19 protein-coding genes are annotated in these 22,536 nt (G+C 62.5%); all 19 read left to right on the plus strand.

What is annotated here, in order from left to right:
* Positions 1-399: 399 nt before the first annotated feature.
* Entirely contained in the window at positions 400-2,841 is a 2,442-nt protein-coding gene (locus AOP77_RS08850) for a glycosyltransferase family 2 protein (RefSeq protein ID WP_062212529.1), read from the plus strand.
* Positions 2,842-2,917: 76 nt separating this feature from the next.
* A complete protein-coding gene (locus AOP77_RS08855) occupies positions 2,918-4,498 on the plus strand; it encodes a glycosyl hydrolase family 18 protein (protein ID WP_084622483.1) in 1,581 nt (526 codons plus the stop codon).
* 97 nt (positions 4,499-4,595) lie between these two features.
* On the plus strand, positions 4,596-5,471 hold the full coding sequence (locus AOP77_RS08860) for a bile acid:sodium symporter family protein (protein WP_062212535.1): 876 nt from the start codon (positions 4,596-4,598) through the stop codon (positions 5,469-5,471).
* Between the two features lie 87 nt (positions 5,472-5,558).
* On the plus strand, positions 5,559-5,720 hold the full coding sequence (locus AOP77_RS12420; protein ID WP_169746472.1) for a hypothetical protein: 162 nt from the start codon (positions 5,559-5,561) through the stop codon (positions 5,718-5,720).
* A 127-nt stretch (positions 5,721-5,847) separates the two neighbouring features.
* Complete coding sequence (gene thrS / locus AOP77_RS08865) at positions 5,848-7,839, plus strand: threonine--tRNA ligase (RefSeq protein ID WP_174435922.1); 1,992 nt, start codon at positions 5,848-5,850, stop codon at positions 7,837-7,839.
* A gap of 27 nt (positions 7,840-7,866) precedes the next feature.
* Positions 7,867-8,394, plus strand: coding sequence for an HIT family protein (locus tag AOP77_RS08870; RefSeq protein WP_062212662.1), 528 nt, complete (start codon positions 7,867-7,869; stop codon positions 8,392-8,394).
* A gap of 45 nt (positions 8,395-8,439) precedes the next feature.
* Positions 8,440-9,210, plus strand: a complete 771-nt coding sequence (gene pgsA, locus AOP77_RS08875) for a phosphatidylinositol phosphate synthase (protein WP_369345406.1) — start codon at positions 8,440-8,442, stop codon at positions 9,208-9,210.
* Positions 9,207-10,094 carry a phosphatidylinositol mannoside acyltransferase gene (locus tag AOP77_RS08880; protein WP_062212538.1) on the plus strand — a complete coding sequence of 296 codons (888 nt, stop codon included), beginning with the start codon at positions 9,207-9,209 and terminating at the stop codon, positions 10,092-10,094. The genes pgsA and AOP77_RS08880 overlap by 4 nt, the downstream gene beginning before the upstream one ends.
* Positions 10,091-11,242 carry a glycosyltransferase family 4 protein gene (locus tag AOP77_RS08885; RefSeq protein WP_084622485.1) on the plus strand — a complete coding sequence of 384 codons (1,152 nt, stop codon included), beginning with the start codon at positions 10,091-10,093 and terminating at the stop codon, positions 11,240-11,242. The genes AOP77_RS08880 and AOP77_RS08885 overlap by 4 nt, the downstream gene beginning before the upstream one ends.
* Positions 11,239-12,144: a pyridoxal 5'-phosphate synthase lyase subunit PdxS gene (gene pdxS / locus AOP77_RS08890; RefSeq protein WP_062212541.1), complete on the plus strand. Its 906-nt coding sequence runs from the start codon at positions 11,239-11,241 to the stop codon at positions 12,142-12,144. Before AOP77_RS08885 ends, pdxS begins: the two co-directional genes overlap by 4 nt.
* Positions 12,145-12,151: 7 nt before the next feature.
* Complete coding sequence (locus AOP77_RS08895; protein ID WP_201774111.1) at positions 12,152-12,649, plus strand: NUDIX hydrolase; 498 nt, start codon at positions 12,152-12,154, stop codon at positions 12,647-12,649.
* Entirely contained in the window at positions 12,646-13,260 is a 615-nt protein-coding gene (gene pdxT, locus AOP77_RS08900; protein ID WP_062212546.1) for a pyridoxal 5'-phosphate synthase glutaminase subunit PdxT, read from the plus strand. The genes AOP77_RS08895 and pdxT overlap by 4 nt, the downstream gene beginning before the upstream one ends.
* A 151-nt stretch (positions 13,261-13,411) precedes the next feature.
* Positions 13,412-14,170, plus strand: coding sequence for a YebC/PmpR family DNA-binding transcriptional regulator (locus AOP77_RS08905; RefSeq protein WP_062212550.1), 759 nt, complete (start codon positions 13,412-13,414; stop codon positions 14,168-14,170).
* A gap of 4 nt (positions 14,171-14,174) precedes the next feature.
* Positions 14,175-14,744 carry a crossover junction endodeoxyribonuclease RuvC gene (gene ruvC, locus AOP77_RS08910; RefSeq protein ID WP_084622487.1) on the plus strand — a complete coding sequence of 190 codons (570 nt, stop codon included), beginning with the start codon at positions 14,175-14,177 and terminating at the stop codon, positions 14,742-14,744.
* Between the two features lie 137 nt (positions 14,745-14,881).
* Entirely contained in the window at positions 14,882-15,475 is a 594-nt protein-coding gene (ruvA, locus tag AOP77_RS08915; protein ID WP_062212556.1) for a Holliday junction branch migration protein RuvA, read from the plus strand.
* Positions 15,476-15,542: 67 nt separating this feature from the next.
* The gene (gene ruvB, locus AOP77_RS08920; RefSeq protein WP_236685798.1) at positions 15,543-16,568 is read left to right on the plus strand and encodes a Holliday junction branch migration DNA helicase RuvB; all 1,026 of its coding nucleotides are present in this window, start codon (positions 15,543-15,545) and stop codon (positions 16,566-16,568) included.
* A gap of 60 nt (positions 16,569-16,628) precedes the next feature.
* Entirely contained in the window at positions 16,629-18,575 is a 1,947-nt protein-coding gene (secD, locus tag AOP77_RS08925; protein ID WP_062212558.1) for a protein translocase subunit SecD, read from the plus strand.
* Between the two features lie 2 nt (positions 18,576-18,577).
* On the plus strand, positions 18,578-19,660 hold the full coding sequence (secF, locus tag AOP77_RS08930; protein ID WP_062212561.1) for a protein translocase subunit SecF: 1,083 nt from the start codon (positions 18,578-18,580) through the stop codon (positions 19,658-19,660).
* A 124-nt stretch (positions 19,661-19,784) separates the two neighbouring features.
* A complete protein-coding gene (locus AOP77_RS08935; protein ID WP_084622488.1) occupies positions 19,785-22,049 on the plus strand; it encodes a RelA/SpoT family protein in 2,265 nt (754 codons plus the stop codon).
* Positions 22,050-22,536: the final 487 nt, after the last annotated feature.

Genomic DNA, 22,536 nt, shown 5'->3' on the forward strand with positions numbered 1-22,536 from the left:
CACATTCGCGAACCGGATTGCTCGTTCACCTAATGTTCATGGCGGCTCCGCGTTTTTTGTGGCAACGTTCTGAGCCTCTGAACCGTTTCCATTACGGCGAGGTTCGCCGCGATAGAAAAGTCTCCAGCCACGGTCGGGCCTTTCAGCCATACTGACGCGTGGAGTGCCGATGTCTGGCGCAACGTACGACGCCGCCTGATCGGTGGCGCAAGGTGAGCCATGGCCACCTCCCCGACCTTCAACGATGAACTTTGATACGAACGGCGTCTCTGCTCTCCACAATCTGATGTGACATATGTCACTTACTTGTATGGTTACACTGGCAGAGGCAGCGTTAAATTCAACGTACGCACATGGCAGGGCCCCTCGGGGTACCTGTTGACTGAGGGAGATTTACCAGTGAGTTTGAACGCAGCTAGCGGCGCCGCAGCGCGCCCTGACGTGGAAGTGACGCCTGGGGGCGTCTCCGACGAGGCAAACGTGGATGATGCACCTAACGGTGAAACTCAACGTGGCAAGGGGTATGCCAAGGGCGCCAAGGCGCCCAAACGGCGTCGTCGCCAATGGGGCTCAGAACGCCCGCGGCCCCCTCTAGACATCCAAGAGAAGCCCGCAAGTACCGCAGCAACTTGGCTAGGTGGGCTCGGAATCGTCTTTACGGTGATCGCCCTATGCGTCTACCTGGCGCAGACGGTCATCTCGAGGGTCATTGACTACGGCATTCAGGACAGCCACTTCTGGTTCCAGACCATTCTTTACGTCGGCATCATGGCCATGCTGATCTTCTCGGCCTACTGCTACCTGCTCGCGCGTCAGGGCGCGCTCTACCGATCTCGCACCCACGTGCGAGTGCCGCGTGCGGAGATCGATGCAGCGATGGGTGCCTCACGTCCTTCTTTAACTGTGTTGGTGCCGTCGTACGCCGAGGAGCCCTCCGTAGTGCGCGCGACGCTGCTGTCTGCCGCGTTGCAGGAATACCCAGGAACGCGCATCGTCCTATTGCTAGACGACCCGCCCACTCCCAAAGACGACGAGGCTCGCGTCAGTCTTGAGCAGTGCCGTGCACTGCCCACCGAGATCATGGATCTGCTGCGCGTGCCTTTCAAGCGCTTCTCGACCTCGCTCGATGTTTACGAGACTGCTACACGCATTGATGGCAAGAGCTCGCCTGACGAGGTACGCAATCTCGCACTCGACTATGTGTGGGGAGCGCAGTGGCTCCGTGAGCAGGCGGCGTCCTACACTCGCGAGAGCCACGCGGACGACTTCCTTGCCGAAGAGGTTTTTGGCGGCCTCGCCGGAGACTTCGAAGTCACGGCGCGTGCCCTCTTCCGGTCCCTCGACGAGCGTGCAAACCTACCCGCCGAACGGCTCAAGCAGTTGGGGCGCCGACTAGTGTGGACGTTCGATGCTGACTTGAGCTCCTTTGAGCGCAAGGCCTACGCGCACCTGCCTCACGACGCCAACAAGGCTATGAATCTGAATGCCTACATGGGTCTCATGGGCCGCCGAGTTCAGGCGGTGCAGACCAAGATTGGCGTAGTTCTGCGCGACACCACGGCGCCGGATGGCCCTGGGGTGATGGATATCCCCGACACCGAGTTCATTCTGACGCTCGACGCAGACAGCGTGCTGCTTCGCGAGTACTGCCTGCGACTCATCCACCACATGGAGACATCAGGCAATGAACGCGTCGGAGTCATCCAGACTCCGTACTCCGCTTTCCGCGGTGCCGAGACCCGACTTGAGCGTATTGCCGGTGCCACTACCGACATTCAGCACATCCTGCACCAGGGTCTTAGCTACTACGACGCGACCTTCTGGGTGGGCGCCAACGCAGTGATCCGCAAGAGTGCCTTGAACGACATCGTTGAGGTGTCGTACGTGGCGGGCCAGCCCGTATATCGCTACGTGCAGGACCGCACTGTGATTGAAGACACTGAGTCGAGCATCGACTTGATCGCGAAGGACTGGACTCTCTTCAATTACCCAGAGCGCCTCAGTTACAGCGCGACGCCCCCCGACTTCGGTTCGCTTGTGGTGCAACGTGCTCGCTGGGCCAACGGCGGATTGCTGATCTTGCCCAAGTTCCTTCGCTACGTGCGCCGTGAACGTAAGGCAGGCAGGCGAGTGCCCAGAGCGTCCGTCGCGCTTCGTTTCAACTACATGGCATCAATCTCATGGGCGAGCGTTGGTCTGGTATTGCTGCTGGCGTTCCCGTTCGACGACCGGCTACTCAGTCCCGTGATCGTCGCCGCGGCACTCCCGTACTTCCTGGCGATGTCTTCAGACTTTAAGCGCCTTGGATACAAGCGCACAGACATCTTCCGGGTCTATGCCTTTAACCTGCTCCTCTTGCCAGTGAATCTGGCGGGAACGCTGAAGTCGCTTCAGCAGGCCGCGGCAAAGTCAAAGATCGCGTTCGCGCGCACACCGAAGGTAGCCAACCGCACCGCCACACCGGCGCTGTATGTAGTGGCGGCGTACCTGATCGCCGCATGGTCGATTTACACCGTCGCCAACGGCGTACTTGCGGAGAACTGGAGCAACAGCGCATTCGCCTTGTTCAACGGCCTTCTGACCCTCTACGCGATCTTCGCGTTTATCGGCTTCCGCAACTCAATCATCGACGTCTTCGTCGGTGTGGCGCATTGGGTCAAGGTCCCCGCCAAGGTGCGCCCAGCGCCTGCAGACTCCGAGCAGCCTAACGAGATTGACTGGGAAGCAGTTCTCTACTTTGGCCCAGACTGCGACCACGCCCCCGGAGAACAGCGCGCGACCGCGGTGACATCCGTACCTTCTGAGCGACGTGGGGATACCCGCGCGCATCACCGAGGCTGACAGCTTCCCTCCTCCTTGATCACTATCCATCGGCGCGAGACAACCATGTGCGCCCCTCTCACACTTAGGTATTTCTATGAGTAAGACCAAAAAGGCAAAAGCACCTCGTTCCCGCATTTCGATTATTCGCGTGGGTCTTGTGCTCGCGTGTACAGGACTACTGGGTTGGGCTGGATACACGGCTGTGGCATCCGTCATGTCGCAAACAGAGAGGACGGGTCCGTCTACATTCGCCGGCTACGTCGATGCGACGCTGACGCCCACCTATTCGTACGGCACTCCTGCGGGACCGGCGCAGTCGAACGTCATCTTGTCGTTCGTGGTGGCCGACCCCACTAGTGAATGCACTCCACTATGGGGCGGTGCATACACCCTCGACGCGGCCGCGGACGAGCTAGAGATGGATCGTCGTATCTCCCAACTTCGCAGCACGGGTGGCGATGTTCGAGTCTCATTTGGTGGCCAGGCAGGCACCGAGCTGGCGGCGGCATGTTCCGATGCGAGCGCACTTGAGGATGCATACCAGTCGGTGATTGATCGATACAAGATCACCAGCATCGACCTAGACATTGAAGGAGCTTCACTCGCCGACTCCGACGGAGGAGCACGCCGAGCGACCGCGATTAAGGCCGTTCAGGACAAGGCAATTGCCGATGGCCAGAACCTGGCTGTATGGCTCACCCTCCCGGTGGCGACCAGTGGCTTGACCGCCGAGGGAATCGCAGTCGTTGACCAAATGCTCGACCAGGGAGTTGATTTGGCGGGCGTCAACGGCATGACCATGGACTTTAACTCCGGAGTGTCACCGACCGCGCCGTACTCCGATGCGGTGCTTGAGGCGGCACGATCCCTGCACGGTCAGGTGTCCGACGCGTACCGACGCATAGGTACCAAACTTGACGCTCCGCGCGCCTGGGAGAAGGTGGGCATCACGCCCATGATTGGGCAGAATGACGTCGCTGGCGAGGTTTTCACTATCGAAGACGCACAGGTCGTCAATGAATTCGCCCGCGAGCACGGCGTTGGACAACTGTCGATGTGGTCGCTCAACCGTGACGCCGAGTGCCAAAGCCCGTTGCCGAAGATTATTACGGTGGTGCAGAACAACTGCAGTGGTGTGGATCAGGGGTCGCAGTCATTCGCGGAGGTTTTGTCCGCGGACCTGCCCAACGTGATTCCTGCCACGGACGACGATTCTTCTGCGACTGCCTCACCCACGGCATCAACTTCACCGTCAGCTTCACCCACCTCCGGCAGCAGCGACGAAATTGACGATCCCGCGCACAGTCCATTCCCGATCTGGGACCCGCTGGGCACTTACCCGACCGGCACCAAGATTGTCTGGCACAAGAATGTCTACGAGGCCCGCTACTGGACCAGCGGAAGCGCGCCCGGAACCCCTGTGGCGAATCCGGACGACTCGCCATGGACCCTGGTAGGACCCGTATTGCCTGGCGATACGCCTGCACCGCTTCCCACGCTCGCACCAGGAAGCTACCCCCAGTGGGACAAGACGGAGCAGTACACCACTGGTACTAGAGTCCAGCTCGGCAACGTGCCCTACGAGGCCAAGTGGTGGAGTGAGGGGCAGGAACCTGGGGTCCCGGTGGCCGGCGGCTCTCCCTGGGTCCTCATTACCCCGGCCTCCGCGGACTAGGGCAGAGGACGCTGTGTCAACATTGCAGTAGAGCGACGAGATAGGCGACCTGAACCCTAGACTGTTGGCATTGTCTCTACCACCAACGGAGCCCCGCATGCCTGACGACGTTCTTCTCGGAATCACTAAGGTCGGCATGCTCGCCTTCGTGGTGGCAGGCATGTTTGCCATGGGGCTAAAGCTGACGGTAGCGAGCATTGTTGAGCCACTCAAGAATGCGCGCTTGGTGATCTTGCTATTGATCGCGAATTTTGTGGTCGTGCCGGGAATCATGGTGCTCGTTACCAAGGCGCTGCCCATGGACGATTCCACCGCCCCGGCACTCATCCTGGTTGCTTGCTGCGCCGGTGCGCCGTTCCTGCCCACCTTGGCCAAACTCTCCAAGAGCGATCCCGCCTTCGCGGTCGGCGGCATGGTGCTGCTGATGGTCGTCACGGTGGTTTATGCGCCCATCGTTGTGCCTCTGCTCGTGTCGGGTGCCGAGGTCTCCGCAGGAGACATCGCGTCGTCGCTGGTGGTGCTCATGCTGATCCCGCTTGCGGTCGGCCTCTTCATTCGCGCGCGCTATGCCGGCTCGGCAGCCAACATGGCTAAGCCGGTGAACCAAATTTCGACGGTCGGCCTTGCGCTCGGCATCGTTGCCGGAATCATCGTGAACTGGAGCGAGATCATTAGCTCCGCCGGCTCGTGGATCTTTATCGGAACCTTAGTTCTGCTCGCCGTCGGTTACGGAGCGGGCTACCTCGCCGGATTCGGGATGTCCGCCTCGGACCGACGCGTCACGAGTTTCGCGACCGCCCAGCGCAATATTTCCGCGGCGCTTGTGATCGCGGTCTCGCTCGACAGCGAAGTGATCGTCCGCACGTTGGTAGCGGCGCTGGTGATTCCGATCGTGCTGATCTGGCTCGCGGCCGAACTCGGCAAGCGCGCGGGCGGTAAGTCTGAGGCGACTACCGAGGCAGTCGAGGCCTAAGCCGCCCAGTGGCACGCCTCCAAGGGGCGTAGCGTCAAAGGAACGCATCCTGCGTGAGATTACTCAGCACTCGAAGAGGAGGTCGCCATGGGAATGGACGACATGATCAACAAGGCCAAGAGCGCCGCCAGCAACATGTCCGACGAGCAGATTGATGACGCCGCGGAGAAGATCAAGGACAAGACTCCCGATAGCGTCGACGACAAGGTTGACATGCTCGCCGAGCAGGCGAAGAAGTTGAACGACTAGAAGCAACACCGCACATCACCCGGGCGCGTGATTGCCTGGCGCGGACGCGAACCTCGGTAGCATTGACGGGTGTGCGCCTATTGGTGCGCGCTCCGACGACACCAAAAGGGGTTTCTCTGTGGCCAGCATGACCGTGACCATCGACGGCGACGAACGTTCGATCGATACCGGCACGACGGGCCTCGACCTGTTCCGCGACCGCCGTGAGGTGGTGGTGATGCGAGTCGGCGGAGAACTGGTCGACCTTGCACGCGAGTTGGCGGACGGAGAGACAGTCGAGGCCGTCTCCGTGAACGAGCCCGACGGACTCATGGTGCTTCGCCACTCAACCGCGCACGTGCTGGCGCAAGCGGTTCAGCAGATCAACCCCAGTGCCAAGCTCGGCATCGGGCCGCCCATCGAGAACGGCTTTTACTACGACTTTGACGTCGAGGAGCCCTTCACTCCCGAGGACCTGAAGAAGCTCGAAAAGACCATGCAGCGCATCGTCAAGGAGGGGCAGACCTTCTCTCGGCGCGAGATCAGTGACGCGGACGCACTCGCCGAGCTGGCAAACGAGCCCTACAAGTGCGAACTAGTCGGGCTCAAGTCCAATGCGGCCGATGCTGCTGAGGGCGCTTCCGCGGAAGTAGGCGAGGGCGGCCTCACCATTTACGACAACCTCAACCGCCAGGGCGAGGTCAAGTGGAAGGACCTGTGCCGCGGTCCTCACGTCCCGAACACCAAGGTGCTGGCCAACGGCTGGTCACTCATGCGTTCGGCCGCCGCCTACTGGCGCGGTAACGAGAACAACCCGCAGCTCCAGCGCGTGTACGGCACCGCTTGGCCCACCAAGGAAGAGCTCACCGAATACAAAGAGCGCCTGGCTGAGGCCGAGCGCCGCGATCACCGCCGCCTCGGCGCGGAGATGGACCTGTTCTCCTTCCCCGACGCGATCGGCTCCGGCCTGGCGGTCTTCCACCCCAAGGGCGGCGTCATTCGCATGGAGATGGAGGAGTACTCGCGCAAGCGTCACGTCGAGGAAGGCTACGAGTTCGTCTACACCCCTCACGCGACCAAGAAGCAGCTGTTCGAGACCTCCGGTCACCTGGACTGGTACGCCGACGGCATGTACCCGCCCATGCACATGGACGAGGAGCGCGACGCCGAGGGCAACATCACCAAGCAGGGCCAGGACTACTACCTGAAGCCCATGAACTGCCCCATGCACAACCTGGTCTTCGACTCCCGTGGCCGTTCGTATCGCGAGCTGCCACTGCGCATGTTCGAGTTCGGCACCGTGTATCGCAACGAGAAGTCCGGCGTAGTTCACGGCCTCACTCGCGCGCGTGGCTTTACACAGGACGACGCCCACATTTACTGCACTCGCGAGCAGATGAAGGACGAGCTCACCACGACGCTGAACTTTGTGCTGGGTCTGCTCAAGGATTACGGCCTCACGGACTTCTACCTCGAGCTATCCACTCGCAACCCGGAGAAGTCCGTGGGCGAGGACGACGTCTGGGAGGAGGCCACCGAGACGCTACGCGAGGTAGGCATCGCATCGGGCCTCGAACTGGTTCCGGACCCCGAGGGTGCGGCGTTCTACGGACCCAAGATCTCGGTTCAGACCCGCGACGCGATCGGCCGCTCATGGCAGATGTCCACCATCCAGCTGGACTTCAACCTGCCCGAGCGGTTTGAGCTTGAGTACACGGCCGCAGACAACTCTCGCCAGCGGCCGGTCATGATCCACCGTGCGCTGTTCGGCTCCATCGAGCGCTTCTTCGCCATCCTTACGGAGCACTACGCGGGCCAATTCCCCGTGTGGTTGGCGCCCGTTCAAGTGCGCGCCATCCCAGTTGCTGAGCCCTTTAACGAGTACCTGGGCGACGTCGTGGCGGAACTCAAGCGCCAAGGTGTGCGTGCGGAGATTGACGATTCCGACGAGCGCTTTCCCAAGAAGATCCGCAATGCGTCCAAGGAGAAGGTCCCGTTCGTGCTGATTGCGGGTGGCGACGACCAGGAGGCGAACGCAGTGAGCTTCCGTCTGCGAGACGGCAGCCAGGACAACCAGGTTCCTATCGCCGATGCTGTGGCGCGCATCGTCGCCGCGATCGCGGACAAGGTGCAGGTATAGAGCGTGGCAGACATCGTTGATGGAGAGATGATGGGCGGCGAGGCTGACGGCTTTGAGCGCCTGTGGACGCCCCATCGCATGGCCTACGTGAGCCACTCGTCTGATCGGCCCGAGTACCAGGGCGAACACGAGTGTCCGCTGTGTCAGAAGATTGGTGGCGACGACCGGGAGTCTCTGGTAGTGCACCGTGGCGAGCACAATTACGTGGTGCTAAACCTGTACCCCTACAACCCCGGTCACCTGATGGTTTGCCCGTACCGCCACATTGGCTGGTACACCGATGCGACCGACGCCGAGCGCAACGAGATGGGCGACCTGACGCAGCAAGCGATGCGAGTGCTCGCGCGCGTGAGCGGAACTAAGGGTTTCAACATCGGCATGAACCAGGGGGCTGTGGGAGGCGCGGGCATTTCTGAGCACCTTCACCAGCACGTCGTGCCACGATGGACGGGAGACTCCAACTTCCTGCCGATCATCGCCAAGACCAAGGCGCTACCGGAACTGCTGGACGACACTTGGCAGCGGCTGAGCGACGCTTGGACAAAAGAGGGCTAACGCCCGGAGCAGAGGTTTTTGATGTTTGGCAAGTTGCGGCCGCTCATGGCAGCAGTCTGGGAGGCGCCCGCGCGCGGTCTCCTCAAGATGGGGCTGCACCCCAACGCCGTGACTATCATCGGCACCATCGGCGTGGTCTTTGGTGCGCTCTTCTTCTACCCCAAGGGCGGCACGATGCTGCTCTGGGGAACGCTTTTCATCGCGTTCTTCGTGGTGACGGACATGCTCGACGGGACGATGGCGCGGCTGGGTGGGTTGTCGTCTCGCCTCGGCGCATTCCTGGATTCAACGCTCGACAGGGTTGCTGACGCAGCGATTTTTGGCGCGTTGGTATGGACGTTCCTCGATGTGGATCGCAACACCGCGATGGCGGCGATGCTGTGCCTGACCATCGGCTCCTTTGTGCCCTACGCCCGTGCTCGGGCGGAGTCGCTCGGAATTGACGCGGCAGTCGGTATCGCAGAACGCTCGGACCGACTTGTCATTGGATTGCTTGCCACCGGGCTCGTGGGTATGGGACTGCCGTTGTGGATCCTCACATGGGCGCTCTACGCGCTCGCCGCGGCGGCCCTCATCACCGTGGTCCAGCGCGCGATGGCCGTCAAGCGGGCATCGGACTTGTCGCCGTTGTTGCCAGGGGAGAAGGCGCCGGGTGCTCACCCAGCAATCACCGTGGCCGACCTCAAGTTAGAACGCGAACGCGGCCGCGACGAGGAGCGGGCGCGCGCCCAGGGGGACGCCGCCCCTACCGAATCGAGTGGCGAAGCGGTGGGCAACGAGGCCGGTCACGATGCGGAGCGCGACGCCTCCGAATGAACGCCTTCTTGATCGCGTGGCGTGCGTCACGCTACCTTCCCGTTTCCGTGGTGCGCGGCGTCGCCGGGCTCGGCGCTGCATCCGCGTGGTTTCTGCGTGGCAAATCCGTCACCCGGCTCGAATCCAACTTGCACAGAGTCACGGGATTGTCGGGAAAGCCACTGCGACGCCTTAGCCGGCAGGGCATGTCCTCGGTGGCGAGCTACTACGCCGAGGTCCTGGAACTGCCACGCATGTCAGGCGAGTCCATCGATGCGCGCGTGCGCATGGTCAACGAGCAGGCAGTTCAGGCAATCCTGAGAGACGAAGGTCGCGTGGTTCTGCCGCTAAGCCACTCAGGCAACTGGGACCTGATTGGCGCCTACGCGGGGCGCAACATCGCCCATGTGACTTCGGTCGCCGAGGTCCTGAAGCCGCCAGAGGTTTTCGAGGAGTTCATCAAGTTTCGTGCCGGTCTGGGAATGACCATCTTTGGGCACGAGGGGCAGTCGACCTTCCGCAAATTGATCACTCAAGCCAAGACTGAGGGCGGGGCGCTCGCCCTGGTTGCCGACCGAGATCTGTCCGGCAGCGGTATTCATGTCGATATGTGGGGCCACGATGTGCGTGTGGCGCCAGGCCCAGCCGCCCTCGCCGTCACCTCCGACTCCGCGTTAATCCCCGTGATGATCTACTCGGAGAAGCTCACCGGCGCGCGGCGTAAGGCCGCAAAGTCGCGGGTGGGCAAGGTGCTGAAGTTTGGACCGACTATCCGTGTACCGGAGGGGCGTAAGCCGGATCAGGTGCAGTCCATGACAGAGTCATGGGTGGCATTCATGAGCGCGGAGATTGCCGCCCACCCGGAGGATTGGCACATGCTGCAACGGTTTGGCTGGACTGAATGAGGATCGGCATCGTCTGCCCGTATTCTCTTGACCGTCCTGGCGGCGTGCAGCTTCACGTGACGGATCTGGCAGAGGCGCTCATCGCGCGTGGTCACGAGGTCTCGGTCTTGGCGCCGGCAGCGCCCAATACGCCCGTGCCCGACTACGTCCAGGCCAGCGGCCGTTCTTTCCCCGTCAGTTACAACGGGTCGACCGCGCGTCTCACCTTTGGACTCCTCACCGCGGCGCGGGTGCGGCGTTGGCTTCAGGATGGACACTTCGACGTAGTTCACCTGCATGAGCCGGGCACCATGTCGCTCAGCGTCATTGCGATGTGGGCGCGCCTCGGTCCCACGGTTGCGACCTTCCACACCTCGAACGACCACTCACGGCTGATGCGCATCGGCAAGCCTTTTGTGAAGCCAGGCATGGAGGAGCTGGACGCGCGTATTGCTGTGTCACCCTCCGCAGACAAGACCATCCAGCAACACCTGCGGCTCTCCGCGACACACATCATCCCCAATGGCGTGGACACCTCCGGGTATGTCGACGCAAAGCCCAAGCGCGAGTGGCAGGGGAGCAAGGCTGTGCCGACGGTCGGAATCTTGGGCCGCATGGACGAGACGCGCAAGGGACTCGACGATTTCCTTGCGATGATCCCTGCCGTGCGACGCGAGATGCCGCGCACGCGCTTCTTGGTAGCGGGCCGGTTCTCGGACCGCGTCGCAGCCAAGGCGGCACGTGCCGGTGCGGAGATCATCGGTGAGCTCGCGGAGGACGAAAAGGAGGTGTTCATGAGTTCAGTGGACATCTACTGCGCCCCCAACTTGGGAGGCGAGAGTTTCGGCATCGTCTTGGTAGAGGCGATGGCCGCCGGTGCGGCGGTGGTGGCGAGTGACCTCACCGCGTTCAAGGACGTGGCGACCAACGTCGAGGGCGTCGAGACGGTGGCCTTCCACAAAGTGGGTGACGCGGAGGATCTGGCGCGCCAAGTTCTCGAATTGCTCCGCGACCCCGAGGCTCGTGCGGACCTCGCCCACCTCGGCCAGGAATGCGCCATGGAATTCGACTGGGACGTAGTGGCGCCACGAGTCCTGGAGACCTACCAAGACGCGATTAGAATGGATGCAGAATTCCATCCCCATCAGAGTAAGGAAGCAGCCTCATGAGTCAGCCCGATGCTAAGTCACCCCAGGTAGGTACGGACCTAGTCAAGCGCGGCATGGCCGAGATGCTCAAGGGTGGCGTGATCATGGACGTGGTCAACGCCGAGCAGGCCAAGATCGCCGAGGACGCCGGAGCCGTCGCTGTCATGGCGCTCGAGCGCGTGCCCGCTGACATCCGCGCGCAGGGAGGCGTGTCCCGCAGCAGCGACCCGGACATGATCGAATCCATCATGAAGGCCGTGTCCATCCCCGTCATGGCCAAGGCGCGCATCGGCCACTTTGTCGAGGCGCAGATCCTCGAGTCGCTCGGTGTGGACTACATCGACGAGTCCGAGGTGCTGACTCCCGCCGATTACACGCACCACATCGACAAGTGGAACTTCACCGTTCCGTTCGTGTGCGGTGCCACCAACCTTGGTGAGGCGCTGCGTCGCATCTCCGAAGGCGCGGCCATGATCCGCTCCAAGGGCGAGGCCGGTACCGGCGACGTGTCTAACGCCACGACCCACATGCGCACCCTGCGCTCCCAGATTCTGCACCTGACCTCGATGCCCAAGGACGAGCTCTATGTGGCCGCCAAGGAACTTCAGGCCCCGCTGCAACTGGTTCAGGAAGTCGCCGCGACGGGCAAGCTTCCCGTCGTCACCTTCACCGCAGGTGGCATCGCCACGCCAGCCGATGCCGCGATGATGATGCAGCTCGGCGCCGAGGGCGTGTTCGTGGGCTCCGGAATCTTCAAGTCCGGCAACCCGGAGCAGCGCGCCAAGGCGATCGTCAAGGCCACCACGTTCTTCGACGATGCTTCCGTGGTCGCGGATGTGTCGCGCGGCCTGGGCGAGGCAATGGTCGGCATTAACGTCGACGAGGTCCCCGAGCCTCACCGCCTGGCCGAGCGCGGCTGGTAGGGATTTTTTGGCTACCTCACCCGTAGCCAGGGAAGCGGCACGCGTCCTGCTGTTCGATGCATCGGGAAGGATTCTGTTGCTGCAGGGGCATGATCCGGCGCAGCCGGGGCGCCACTGGTGGTTCACACCGGGTGGTGGGTTGGAAGGTGCGGAGACGCATCGTGAGGCGGCAGCGCGCGAGCTAGCCGAGGAGACCGGGTTTGCCATCGCGGCTGAGCAGCTTGTGGGTCCGGTGTGGGAACGGTCGGCGCTGTTCGACTTTATGGAGACCCCTTTCGTCCAGCACGAAGAGTTCTTCCTCTCTTCCCTTGCGAGCGATGCTGTCGCAGGGTCGGTCGCGTGGACGGTCACCGAGGCGGACACCATCGATGAGTCGCGGTGGTTCTCGTTGGCGGAGTTGAACGACGTCACGATCGAGATCTTTCCGAACCAATTGAGAGAGTTGTTGACGACCGTGACGCCCTGGAATGGGCAGCTGCGGCACCTGGGAGAGGAGCACGCGTGAGCGAGCAGACCAAGCAGACCGAGGGCCCCCGTGTGGGAGTGTTGGCATTGCAGGGCGACGTGCGGGAGCACGCTGCGGTGCTGACCGCACTAGGTGCCACTGTGGTGCCGGTGCGACGCGCGGCTGAGCTCGCGCAGATTCAAGCGCTGGTGATTCCCGGGGGAGAGTCCACAACCATGGACAAGCTGCTGCGGGCATTCGGTCTACGCGACGCGGTCATTGCCGCCATCGACGGCGGGCTGCCGGTGCTGGGCTCGTGTGCCGGAATGGTTCTTCTTGCGCGCAACATTGAGGGCGGCATCGAGGGTCAGCAGACTCTGGGCGGTATCCCCATGACAGTGCGGCGCAATGCTTTTGGTCGACAGGTGGACTCCTCCGAGGTGGCGCTGGAGTGGAAGCCGGACGGCTCTCAGATGCACGCCACGTTTATCCGGGCTCCGTGGGTCGAGGCCTACGACGCTGATGTTGAGGTGCTCGCGACGTTGGCTGGCGCGGGGGACGACGAGGCCCATGCGGTCGCGGTCCGCTACGGCAAGCGCATCGCGACGGCATTCCATCCCGAGATCTCCGGCGACCACCGGGTGCACCAGTTGCTCCTCGACCTGATCTAGTCCCCAGCAGGAACTGAGTGCCGAATTCAATCCAAATCCGGCACTCAGTGCCTGCTGGCGCGCATGAGTGGGGGTAAGCGCGTCCTGCCCTAGACTGGAAAGCAATTCCAACTAGTCGCTACTAGGTCATCAAGATTTTCAGGGAGCCAACGTGTCCGGACACTCCAAATGGGCAACGACCAAGCACAAGAAGGCCGTTGTCGACGCCAAGCGAGCAAAGGCGTTCGCGAAGCTAGTTAAGAACATCGAGGTTGCAGCACGCGACGGTGGAGCCGACATGTCCGGCAACCCCACGCTGGTGGACGCGGTTCAGAAGGCGAAGAAGTCGTCGGTTCCCAACGACAACATCGATCGTGCTGTGAAGCGGGGCGCGGGCCTCGAGGCGGGTGCCGCCAGTTACGAGACGATCATGTACGAGGCCTATGGGCCCAACGGCGTTGCCATGCTCATCGAGTGCTTGACGGACAATCGCAATCGCGCTGCCATGGAAGTGCGTACCGCGCTCACCCGCAACAACGGCACGCTTGCCGACCCCGGCTCGGTCATGTTCATGTTCTCGCGCAAGGGTCAGGTCATTGTGGCCAAGGAGGGCGACGCCAACGAGGACCACCTGATGGAGGCCACGCTCGACGCAGGCGCCGAGGACATCACGGATCTTGGTGAGCACTTTGAGGTGATCTCTGAGCCCACCGATGTGGTCGCGGTCCGCACGGCGCTGCAGGCCGCCGGACTCGACTACGAGAGTGCCGAGGCCACGTGGATGCCGTCCGTCAAGATTGAGCTCGATGTCAATGGCGCCAAGCAGATGCTGCGCTTGATCGACGCGCTCGAGGACTGTGACGACGTTCAGAACGTCTACGCCAACATGGATGCCTCCGATGAGGTGCTCGAGGAAGCGTCCGCCGAGTAGTTCTATGCGCATTCTCGGTGTCGACCCGGGCCTCACCCGCTGCGGCCTTGGAGTCATCGAGGCGGGGCGTTCCCGCAAGATCAAACTGGTAGACGTCTCCGTGGCGCGCTCCCGCCCGGACGCGGAGGTTCCGCAGCGCCTCGCCACGATTGCCGAGGCGTTCGATGCGGCACTCGACGAGCATCGGCCCGACGCGGTGGCGCTGGAGCGCGTCTTCGCGCAACACAACGTGCGTACCGTCATGGGTACGGCACAGATTTCCGGGGTGGTGATGGCGACGGCCGCACGACGCGGCATTCCAGTGGCGCTTTACACGCCCTCCGAGGTGAAGGCAGCGGTGACGGGCAGCGGCCGCGCGGACAAGGCGCAGGTGGGCTTCATGGTCGCGAAACTTCTTGGCCTAGATTCAGTCCCCGGCCCGGCCGATGCCGCGGACGCCCTGGCCATTGCCATTGCCCATGCCTGGCGTGGGGGGATAGCGCCAACGGCCGCGGCATCTGCAGGCACGGGTAGCGTGACGCTGGCACAGCAGCGCTGGGCCGAGGCGGAGAAGGCGGCCCGCAAGCGCGGGTAGCGCGATCGCGACTCGACACCCAGTATCGCGGCGAGTCACACTCGCGACGTCCGGTCCATGGCGTAGCGTGTTCGTACATACGTTCGAATAGCGTCGCGGCATGCTCGTGACTCGACAGTGGTGATGGAGACAACACAGTGATCGCTCAGCTGCAGGGAACGGTGCTCAATGTGGGCACCTCGACCGTGATTGTCGACGTGGGCGGCCTCGGATACAGCGTGCTGTCCACTCCGGCCACGCTTGCGGAACTGCGCCTCAACCAGCCTGTCCAACTTTTCACACACCTGGTTGTCCGCGAAGACTCTCTGACCCTCTTCGGCTTCGGCACTGCATCCGAACGCGCGACGTTCGAAGCGCTGACCTCCGTACAGGGTGTGGGGCCGAGGCTCGCGCTCGCCATGCTTGCTGTGCATTCGCCTACGTCACTTGCAGAGGCCGTTGCAGCGGGAGACCGCAAGGCGCTCGAGAAGGTTCCCGGCATTGGCGCTAAGGTCGCCGCGCGGCTGCTCCTCGAACTGGGCGGAAAATTGACGTTGCCAGCTCAAGAGGGTGCGCGTGCCGTCGCCACCGATGGACGCGGCCAGGTCACGGAGGCGCTTGTCGGCCTCGGATGGAACGCCAAGGCAGCGGAGAAGGCGGTCGATGCAGTGACGGAGGGCCCCATCGGCGACGATGAGGTTTCCAATACCTTGCGCGCGGCGCTTCAGACGCTAGGGGGATCGCGTGGCTGACGATGCCGTGGGCACTGAAGAATTTGGCGACGGCGATTCCTGGAGTGATGCCGATGGCCCGGCTCGCGTGGTGAGCTCCGACTCGGACGTCATTGAGCGGTCAAATGAAGCCGCGCTGCGCCCACGCAATCTTGACGAATTTGTTGGCCAGCAAGTGGTGCGCAACCAGTTGTCGCTCATGCTGCGCGCGGCGGCTTCCCGCGGTGCGGTGGCCGATCACGTGCTGTTCTCTGGCCCGCCCGGACTGGGAAAGACCACGCTCGCGATGATTGTGGCAGGGGAGATGAAGTCGACTCTGCGGGTCAGTTCAGGTCCCGCCATCCAGCACGCGGGCGACCTGGCAGCGATTTTGAGTTCGCTCGACGAGGGCGACGTACTGTTTTTGGACGAGATTCACCGCCTTGCACGGCCCGTGGAGGAGATGCTGTATCTCGCGATGGAGGATTTCCGTGTAGACGTGGTGGTGGGCAAGGGCGCCGGCGCAACCTCGATTCCGCTGAGCCTGCCGCCCTTCACCGTCGTGGGGGCGACCACGCGTGCGGGGCTCTTGCCTGCCCCGCTGCGTGACCGGTTCGGCTTCACCGCGCACCTGGACTTCTACGAGCCCGCGGACTTGCAAAGAATCATTGTGCGGTCGGCCACGATGTTGGACTTTGGTCTCGAGGCCGACGCCGCGGGCGAGATTGCTTCCCGGTCACGGGGCACACCCCGTATCGCCAACCGTCTGCTGCGCCGGGTTCGCGACTGGGCTCAGATTCACGGCACCGGAGTAGGGGATCTGGCGGCGGCACAGGCGGCGCTGCTTGTGTACGAAGTCGACGAACTTGGTCTGGACCGCCTGGACCGAGCAGTGCTGCGCGCGTTGTGCACCCGCTTTGGCGGGGGGCCCGTGGGTCTGTCCACGTTGGCGGTATCCGTGGGTGAGGAGACCGAGACGGTAGAGACAGTCGCCGAGCCGTTCCTGGTGCGTGAAGGCCTCATGTCGCGCAGCCCGCGAGGACGCGTTGCAACTGCGGACGCCTGGATTCACCTAGGGTTAGAACCGCCTGCAGACGCCGTGAATGGGACGCAAGCGTCGCGCCTATTCGACTAGGCGCGCGTTCCCGCCTAGAATCGGCTGGGCTCTGCGGAGCACTCGACCGTTAGGAACACAGTGTCAACAGTTAAGAAGTCAGCGCGCAAGTCGCTGATCTGGCTCGGCGCCCTCACCGCCGTCCTCTATACCGTGCTCGCCATAGGTGTCGGCACGGGAAGCACCACCTGGGCTCCGGGGCTCGGACTCGACCTCGCCGGTGGACGTCAGCTCATCCTGACCCCCGAGGTCGACAACGGCGTAGAAATCACGCAGACCGACCTTGACCAGGCCGTCGAGATTATGCGGAACCGTGTAGACGCGAGTGGTGTGGCAGAGGCCGAGATCAGCACCCAGTACCCGAACATCGTGGTGTCACTTCCGGGTAACCCTGACCAGGCCACTATTGATCTGGTGCGCCAGTCAGCGCAATTGCAGTTCCGAGCGGTGCTTGTGGAAGGCGCCGCCACGCCGACGGCGACCCAGCCAGTAGCCAGCCCGAGTGCCTCGGCCGATCCCGCCGAGGCGGTGGCGCCCAGCGCCAGCGCAGAACCGACTCCGAGCCCGTCCGCCTCGCAGGCATCACAATCACTGTTCCAGGCAGCCGCCACGCCAGCACCTGAAGCCAGCGATGAGTCAGCGCCGGTGCCCTCGCTGATCTCTGCGCCGGTACCGAGTGCCGATGCCTCTGCCGTACCCACCGACACCACCGTTCCCTTCACGGAGCCTGTACCAGGGGAGACCGATCCGTCGTCCTTCGATTGGATCACCCCGGAGCTTTCCGTCGAGTACGCGCAGCTTGACTGCTTTGATCCCGTCAATATCTCTGGACGTGACCTAGGGGAAGCGGACTACGGTCATGTGGCGTGTGGAAGCACCACCCCCGCCAAGTACATTATGGGACCTGTTGAAATGACCGGAACCGATCTGTCGGACGCCTCTTCCGGACCGCACTACACCACCGCTGGAACCCTGGATGGCACGTACCAGGTCAACATGGAGTTCACGTCAGAGGGTGGAGCGAAGTTCGCGGAGATCACCGGTCGAATCGCGCAGCTTGAAGCTCCGCGTAACCAGTTTGCGATCATGTTGGACGGCGCCGTGCTGTCAGCACCGCGGGTCCAGCAGTCAATCACCGGTGGAAGCGCCCAGATCACCGGAAACTTCACGCAAGAAGAAGCCGCACAGCTAGCCAACCAGTTGAAGTTTGGCGCGCTGCCATTGACCTTCACAGTGCAGTCCGACGAGCAGATCTCCGCCACCCTTGGCGCCGAGCAGCTCCAGAGCGGACTTATCGCTGGCGCCATTGGCCTGGTGCTTGTCGTTATCTACTCGCTGATCCAGTACCGCGCTCTTGGTTTGGTGACCGTGGGATCGCTCGTTATCGCGGGCCTCATTAGCTTCGCGGTTATTTCCCTGTTGTCCTGGGGTATCGGGTACCGATTGTCGCTGGCAGGTGTCGCCGGATTGATCGTCGCGATCGGTATTACGGCCGACTCCTTCATTGTCTACTTTGAACGCGTCAGAGACGAGCTCCGAGAGGGGCGCTCTCTGCATAGTGCGATCGACCACGCATGGAAGCGTGCGCGCCGCACCATCCTCGCCTCGGACGCGGTGAGCCTGCTCGCTGCCGTCGTCTTGTACACGTTTGCTGTGGGTGGCGTCCGCGGGTTCGCGTTCACGCTCGGACTCACCACACTCGTTGACATCCTCGTCGTGTTCTTGTTCACGCACCCGATTCTGGTTCTACTGGGCCGCACCAAGTTCTTTGGCGACGGGCACCCGATGTCGGGCTTTGACCCCAAGCAGCTGGGCCGCGAGACCATGTACAAGGGGCGAGGCCGTGTCGCCTCGCCAAGCACCAAGGTCATTTCGGGGAGTGCGGATCCAGACGGTGCGCAACTCACCCTCGCGGAGCGTAAGGCTGCAGCGGCTAAGGCCGCACAGCCCGCGCAGGCGGAGGGCGCCGACAACGGAGCCGGTGGTGCCACCGACCCGGCCACAGCACCGGCCGAAGGAGAGAAGTAGCCATGGCGATGAACCTTGCAAAGTGGGGCAACTCACTTCACTCCGGAGAAAAGACGTACCCCATCGTCCAGCAGCGCAAGCGCTGGTTCTTGATCTCTGGCTTCCTGATGCTCGCGGCAATTGTGCTGTTGCTCGTCAAAGGCCTGACCTTAGGTATTGACTTTGAGGGTGGCACGCAGTTCCAGGTGTCGAACGCTAGCGACCCTGACCCCGCAATCGCGACCGAAGTCATCGCAAATGCTGCACCCGAGGAGGTGCCCGAGATCTCGATCCTGGGTACTAACGACGTATTGGTGCAGATCGGAGTCGTAGATCAGTCCGTCTCGCAAGAGATTACGGCTGAGCTCGCCGACGCATACAACGTCTCAGTTGACGAGGTGGGCTTCACTCAGATCGGACCTACCTGGGGTGCCGAGGTTGGCAAGAAGGCCGTCCAGGGTCTCATCATCTTCCTCATTCTGGTCGCGGCAGTCATCTCCATCTACTTCCGTGCATGGCGTATGGCCGCTGCTGCCATCGGCGCACTCGCGCACGACCTACTCTTCACGGTCGGCATCTATGCCCTGGTGGGCTTCGAGGTGACGCCGGCCACGGTGATTGGGTTCCTGACGATCCTTGGTTACTCCCTTTACGACACTGTGGTGGTGTTCGACAAGGTGAAGGAGAACACAACTCATCTAACCGAGCAGAACCGCTTCACCTACGAGGAGCTCGCCAACCTCGCGGTGAACCAGACTTTGGTGCGGTCCATCAATACCTCTGTGGTGGCGTTGCTACCTGTGAGCGCAATTCTGTTCATCGGTTCATTCCTGCTCGGCGCCGGAACCCTGAAGGACATCTCCCTCGCGCTGTTTGTCGGTATGGCAGTCGGTACGTATTCCTCGATCTTCGTGGCGACGCCGCTTGAGGTTGCCCTGCGTATGCGGGAGCCACGTATCAAGGAGCACACCGCGATGGTGCTTGAACTCCGTGAAAGCGGTGAGGCCGACGTCGCTCACAAGGCCGATGGCTCGGTCGTTGTTGGCGCGCTCACCCCCGGTCGGCACCTCGGTACCCAGGCACAACCCAGGCGCAAGAAGAAGTAGCGTTCAGGATCGACGCAGCACGGCCCCGCCATTGCGGCGGGGCCGTGCTGCGTTGTGGCGGGTCGTTGGAACGAAGCCGCGCCGATAGACTGAGTGGACATCGACAGCGCACAGGGAGGCGACCATGACAGACACCCGTCCACCGTCATCCTCCTCGGGTCCATTGGGGTTCCTGAGGCGCCCTACACGTGAGCCCACGGCAGTCGACGGCGTCGTTGAAACGTACCGTCGCATGTACCCCAAGGCGCCCAAGACTGTGGCGATCGAGCGCGCATACAAGGTTGCCGAGATTGCGCACCGGGGCCAAGTGCGCAAGAGTGGCGAGCAATACATCATCCACCCCATCGCTGTGGCACAGATCGTTGCCGAGCTGGGCTTGCCAGAAACCGTCATCGTCGCCGCGCTCCTGCATGACGTGGTCGAGGACACTGAATACCCTCTCGAGACGATGCGCGGGGAGTTCGGTGACGAAGTCGCGATGATCGTGGATGGCGTGACCAAACTCGACAAGGTTCATTATGGTGACGCGGCGCAGGCTGAGACCGTGCGCAAGATGGTCGTGGCCATGGCGAAGGACATCCGTGTGCTGCTACTCAAGCTCGCAGATCGCCTTCACAATGCTCGCACTTGGAAGTATGTGAGTGCGGAAAGTGCGCGCCGGAAGGCCCAAGAGACCCTGGAGATCTACGCGCCCCTCGCGCACCGCATGGGCCTGAACGCGATCAAGTGGGAACTCGAGGATTTGTCGTTCCAGACGCTGTATCCCAAGATCTATCAGGAGATCGTCGACGTCGTCACGGAACGTGCGCCTGAGCGCGACAAGTATCTCGCTGAGGTTCGCGGAGAGATCGACAAGGATCTCAAGTCCATGAAGATCAAGGCGGCCATTACCGGTCGACCCAAGCACTACTACTCGGTTTATCAGAAGATGATTGTGCGTGGTCGTGACCTCAATGAGATCTACGACCTCGTCGGAGTGCGCATCCTGGTGGATTCGGTCCGCGACTGCTACGCGGTTTTGGGAGCGATGCACGCCAGGTACCAGCCGGTGCCGGGTCGCTTCAAGGACTACATTGCCATGCCCAAGTTCAACCTCTACCAGTCGCTTCACACTACGGTGATTGGGCCCTCGGGAAAGCCTGTCGAGTTGCAGATCCGTACCCAGGAGATGCACCGCAGGGCCGAGTACGGGCTGGCCGCGCACTGGCGCTACAAGGAGAACGCGAAGGCCTCCGATGGCTCTAGCAACTCGCCGGAGGGAATGGGCTGGCTACGTCAGATTGCAGACTGGCAACAGGAGACCGCGGACCCCAACGACTTCCTCGATAGCCTACGTGGAGAGATCTCGCGAGCCGAGGTCTACGTTTTCACTCCTGGGGGCCGCCTGTTGGCATTGCCTCAGGGGGCAACCCCGGTGGACTTCGCCTACGGAGTACATACCGAGGTGGGTCACAAAACCATCGGCGCAAAGGTCAACGGTCGTCTCGTGTCGCTCGACTCGACGCTGGACAACGGCGACACGGTAGAGGTGCTCACCACCACCGACGAGAACGGTCACCCCAAGCGGGACTGGCTCGAGTTTGTGCAATCCACTCGCGCGCGCAACAAGATTCGGCAGTGGTTCACTCGCGAACGCCGCGAAGAGTCCGTCGACACCGGCCGCGACATGCTTGCCCGAGCCATTCGCCGTCAGCACCTACCGATGCAGCGCCTCATGAGTAAGTCGACGCTGCTCGCGCTAGCCAAAGAGATGCACTACGAGGATGTGGACTCGCTCTATGCCGCCATCGGCGAGCACAAGGAGCAGGCGGTCGACGTCGTCACCCGCATGGTGGAGGCAGTCGGCGGCACCGAGGGTGCAGACGAAGACATCACGGAGATCACGCGCCCGGGCACTCAGCAGCGCGTGCGCAGGGGAGACCCAGGGGTCTCGGTTCATGGCATCTCCGACGTGGTCGTCAAGTTGGCCAAGTGCTGCACGCCGGTTCCGGGCGATCCCATTCAGGGCTTCGTGACACGGGGCTCTGGAGTGAGCGTGCACCGAGCCGACTGCGACAACTTGTCCGCGCTGACAGCGCAAGAGGAGCGTTTGATAGATGTCGAGTGGACAGGCCAGTCGGAGACAACTTTCCTCGTGCAGATCGAGGTCGAGGCGCTGGACCGCAACCGGCTGCTCTCCGATGTGACGCAGGTACTGTCGGATTATCACGTGAACATTCTTTCCGCGGCGGTGTCGACCAGTCGTGATCGCGTAGCCCTTTCGAGCTTCTCCTTTGAGATGGCCGATCCGTCTCACCTGGGAGCCGTTCTTGGCGCCGTGCGTCGCATCGACGGCGTTTACGACGCGCGTCGCATTACCGGCAAGCACGCGGCCAAGCGACCCGGCTAGCGTCGAAGCCGGAGGCTGTCCACAGATTGTCTGTCGTCTCCGCCGCGACCGTGACAGCCGTGGCACCCTGGCGGCATGTTCCTCGTTGATTCGACTGCCCTTGGACGCGCTGGCTTCAGCCGCATGGTGCGCGACGGCGTGGTGCGCCCAGCGACGAGGCGATTTGGCCTGCCTCTAGACATCGAGGTCACCGCCGGAGTCCGGGCGTGCTGCGTAGCGCCGAGCGTACCTGCACACACGGTACTCAGCGGCGCTGCGGGCTTGTGGGTGTGGCATGGCGGAAAGTGGCCAGGAGAGTTAACCGTTGTGGGGGAACGGGGCCTGCATCGCGGGGTGGCAGACCACGAATCGTCCCCGTTGCGCGACCGCGTGACCTTTCACTCTGGTCTGGCATGGAGGGATGGCGGAGTCCGGGTTGGCCCGGTGGCCGTAGCGAACACGGCCAGATGCTGCGTCGACGCGCTGAGATGGGATGGTCACCGAAACG

The sequence above is a fragment of the Demequina oxidasica genome (assembly GCF_000975115.1).
Taxonomy (GTDB): domain Bacteria; phylum Actinomycetota; class Actinomycetes; order Actinomycetales; family Demequinaceae; genus Demequina; species Demequina oxidasica.